The sequence below is a fragment of the Acinetobacter sp. GN11 genome, assembly GCF_054823985.1.
Map to the genome: position 1 here is coordinate 1 of NZ_JRVL01000249.1, position 2,299 is coordinate 2,299.

Sequence of the window (2,299 nt, forward strand, 5' to 3'; positions counted from 1 at the left end):
TGACTATGAAAAAGAGTTTTTTTCATTTATCACTGATTGCTGTAGGATTATTTTCTCTTAATACAGCAAATGCAGCTACAGCAACAGGTACATTAACTGTTAAGGCAACAGTAACGAATAGTTGTGTATTAAATACCTCAGCAACAGGTACTACAACAAATGCAGTTATAGACTTTGGCACATTAAGTTCTCTTGCTAGCAACGTAGACGCAGACACCACAACGACAGGTGGTACTTCAATCAAAGTTCTATGTAACAACACTGTGCCATGGACTTTGGCTTTCGATGCTGGGCAACATGCTCAAACGACTCAACGTCGTATGATTGGTGGAGCAACAAGTAACGAATATATTCCTTATAACCTTTTCTCAGATACTGCGCATGCTACAGCAATCGGCATTGCAACGACTGCCTATAGTGGAACCGGTAGTGGTGCAGTACAAACAGTGAATGTATATGGCCGTATTCCAGCTGGCTCAACGCTGCCGAGTGCGGGTAGTTATCTTGATACAGTAACAATAACAGTAACTTATTAATTTTTATAAAGTAGAAATATTGTTAGCCCTTTTGAAAGGGCTAACACATTAAAAAAATTATATTTGAGTAAATCATGAAAAAAAATATCTTTATTATTACGGGATTATTCTTATCGTTATCTAGCACTATTAACGCCGCTACAATCCGTCTTTCGCCTGTGAATGTAGAAATATTAAGTCATCAAAATGCGTCTTCAATTAGTTTATTTAATCAGTCAAATGAAAGCACTGATTTGCAGATTCGCGTATTTGAATGGACTCAAAAAAATGGACAAGATCAGTTAACACCTACAGATGAGATCGCAATTAGTCCACCATTTTTAAAATTACAGTCTAATGACTCTTACAACTTGCGTGTAGTTAGAATTAATCCAGCACCAGTTTCTGGTGAAAAAACCTATCGTATTATTATTGACGAGCTACCAAAACCAATTGATAGCCGTAAAGCCGCTCAAGGCGTAAATGTATTACTCCGCTCATCATTACCCGTATTTGTAGTCAATAAAGACGCGATTACTAAACTGAATTGGAAAATTGATACTCATCAGGAAGCACCTTCCTTAAATATTAGCAACATTGGAAACCGGCACGCACTTTTAAATAATTTAATGCTTGTTGATACAACAGCAAATAAAAGTTATCCCATTAAAGTAAATACCGTGAATGGTTATATTCTTGCGGAGCAGGCACGAAGCTACGCTATTAATAATTTTACATATGAGCCAAATCATAAATACAGTGTATCTCTGACAGTTAATGGTAAGAAAACCACACTTTAAGAGGCTTATATGAAATATATTATAGGTGTCTTATGTGTGGCATATCTTCCGGCGTATTCTTTTGCCGAGCAACTACAAGATAATACCAATACTGCAATTCCTAGTGTTCCCGAATCTATAGATAGCAATAAGAAATATGCACAGGTGAATACAAATGGAGATAAGCAAAATATTAATTTTACTCAGCTTTTTTTAGCTGTTTCTATTAATTCGAATGCTGCTGAAGACTTGGTTGCTGTGAAGCAATCTAAGGATGGAAAGTTATATATTCGCTCTAGTGCCTTAAAAACTTTAAGGGTGAAAATGGATGAGCACATTCAAGATAGTCAATGGGTGTGTATTAATGAGCTAAAAGGAATCCAGTTCAAATATTTAGAGAATGAACAGTCTCTAAACTTACAAGTTCCTTCGAATATGTTGGCGGATTATTCAGTTGATTTAAATGGACAGCAGATCACGAGTCCTCACTTGCTAAAAATGAAGCCCTTAAACGCGGCCATTCTGAACTATAGTCTTTATAACACTATAACCAATGACGAGAATGTTTTCTCAGGTTCGGCAGAAGGGATCTTTAACAGCGCAATTGGTAACTTTTCATCAGGTGTTTTATACAATGGTAGTAATGAAACGAGTTATAGCCATGAAAAATGGGTGCGCTTAGAGAGTAAGTGGCAGTATGTAGACCCTGAAAAGATCAGGATATACACCTTAGGGGACTTTATTTCTAATAGTTCTGATTGGGGGAACAGTGTACGTCTGGCGGGTTTCCAGTGGTCGAGTGCTTATACTCAACGAGGTGATATTGTCACCTCGGCACTGCCGCAATTTTCCGGTTCGGCAGCACTTCCTTCAACACTAGATTTATACGTCAACCAGCAAAAGATTTATTCAGGACTCGTGCCTTCAGGCCCGTTTGATATTAAACAACTTCCGTTTATTTCGGGAAATGAAGTGACCCTTGTAACCACAGATGCAACGGGCCAG

General features: G+C 37.7%; 2 protein-coding genes and 1 pseudogene. All 3 read left to right on the forward strand.

The window, feature by feature from the left end; translation table 11 throughout:
• Positions 1-5 precede the first annotated feature (5 nt).
• Positions 6-536: a Csu type fimbrial protein gene (locus tag NL42_RS17615; RefSeq protein WP_461313744.1), complete on the forward strand. Its 531-nt coding sequence runs from the start codon at positions 6-8 to the stop codon at positions 534-536.
• 74 nt (positions 537-610) lie between these two features.
• Complete coding sequence (locus NL42_RS17620; RefSeq protein WP_461313743.1) at positions 611-1,315, forward strand: fimbrial biogenesis chaperone; 705 nt, start codon at positions 611-613, stop codon at positions 1,313-1,315.
• A 9-nt stretch (positions 1,316-1,324) separates the two neighbouring features.
• Positions 1,325-2,299, forward strand: a pseudogene (locus NL42_RS17625) (fimbria/pilus outer membrane usher protein); the annotation flags it as partial.

Bases quoted from the DNA above. Each gene is read 5' to 3' on its own strand.
- NL42_RS17620 (WP_461313743.1), top strand. From the start codon at position 611: ATGAAAAAAAATATCTTTATTATTACGGGATTATTCTTATCGTTATCT.
- NL42_RS17615 (WP_461313744.1), top strand. From the start codon at position 6: ATGAAAAAGAGTTTTTTTCATTTATCACTGATTGCTGTAGGATTATTT.